The following is a 1306-nucleotide window of genomic DNA, read 5'->3' as shown; positions in this document are numbered from 1 at the left end:
GTCGGGGCCGCCCTGGAGGGCTTCGGCGGGTGGCTGCGGGACGCGGGCGCCTGGGGTGCGGGCCTGTTCGGGATCGCGAACCGGGCGCTGCTGGTGGTGGGCCTGCACCAGTTCCTGAACGTGCCCGTCTGGTTCCAGTTCGGCAGCTGGACCAAGCCGGACGGCACGGTGGTGCACGGCGACATCAACATGTTCCTCCAGGGCGACCCGGACGCCGGGCAGTTCACCTCGGGCTTCTTCCCGATCATGATGTTCGCGCTGCCGGCGGCCGCGCTGGCCATCACGCACTGCGCGCGGCCGGAGCGGCGCAAGGAGGTCGGCGGGCTGATGCTGTCGGTGGCGCTGACGTCGTTCGTCACCGGCATCACGGAGCCGCTGGAGTACTCGTTCCTGTTCATCGCGCCCGCGCTGTACGCCGTCCACGCGCTGCTCACCGGGGCCTCGATGGCGGTGACCTGGGCGCTGGGCGTGCACGACGGGTTCAGCTTCTCGGCGGGGCTGATCGACTACGTGATCAACTGGAAGCTGGCGACGAGACCCTGGGCGATCGTGCCCATCGGCCTGTGCTTCGCGGCCGTGTACTACGCGGTGTTCCGCTTCGCGATCACGAGGTTCGGCCTGCGGACGCCGGGGCGGGAGCCGGCGGACGAGGTCGAGGACGTGACCAAGGTCTGAGGGCGCACAGCGCGTAGCGCCGCGGTAGCGGATTCGCGGGTTCCTTACGCCGCCTTCATCGTGCTACAACAGGTCTACACCACAAGTGGTGTAGACCAGAGACGCTGCCGTCCCCTTCCTTGGTTCCCGGGCGGCGCCTTGCCTATGGAGGAAGTTGTGACCACGGCCAGCGCCGCTCCCGCGGCCGAGAAGAAGAAGGGCGCCGGCGCCATGGCGGTGCTGCAGCGCATCGGCCGCAGCCTGATGCTGCCCGTGGCCGTCCTGCCGGCCGCCGCCCTGCTGGTGCGCCTCGGCAACGGCGACATGCTGGGCCGCCCCTCCTTCCCCACGTTCCTGACGAAGATCGCCTCCTTCATGGCGGCCGGCGGCAACGCGATCCTCGACAACATGGCGCTGCTGTTCGCCGTGGGCATCGCGATCGGCTTCGCGAAGAAGTCGGACGGCTCCACGGCCCTCGCGGCGGTCACCGGCTACCTCGTCTTCAAGAACGTGCTCGGCACCTTCACCGACAAGAACCTGCCGAAGGTCGCGAAGGTCATCGACGGCAAGATCGTCATGCAGGACGCACCGGTCGACGCCAAGGTCCTCGGCGGTGTGGTGATGGGCATCGTGGTGGCCCTGCTGTACCAGC

Annotated in this window: 2 protein-coding genes; both read left to right on the top strand. The window is 69.0% G+C overall.

The annotated features are described in order from the left end of the window. A partial coding sequence (locus IE312_RS40630; protein WP_229900000.1) for a PTS transporter subunit EIIC occupies window positions 1-675 on the top strand: 675 nt, incomplete at its 5' end. Window positions 676-831: 156 nt separating this feature from the next. Continuing rightward, on the top strand, window positions 832-1306 hold a 475-nt coding region (locus tag IE312_RS40625; protein WP_229899998.1), incomplete at its 3' end, for a PTS transporter subunit EIIC.

Origin of the sequence: Streptomyces capoamus, assembly GCF_014654935.1 — a bacterium.
Classification (GTDB): domain Bacteria; phylum Actinomycetota; class Actinomycetes; order Streptomycetales; family Streptomycetaceae; genus Streptomyces; species Streptomyces capoamus.
This window is presented reverse-complemented; position numbering and strand designations above follow the sequence as displayed.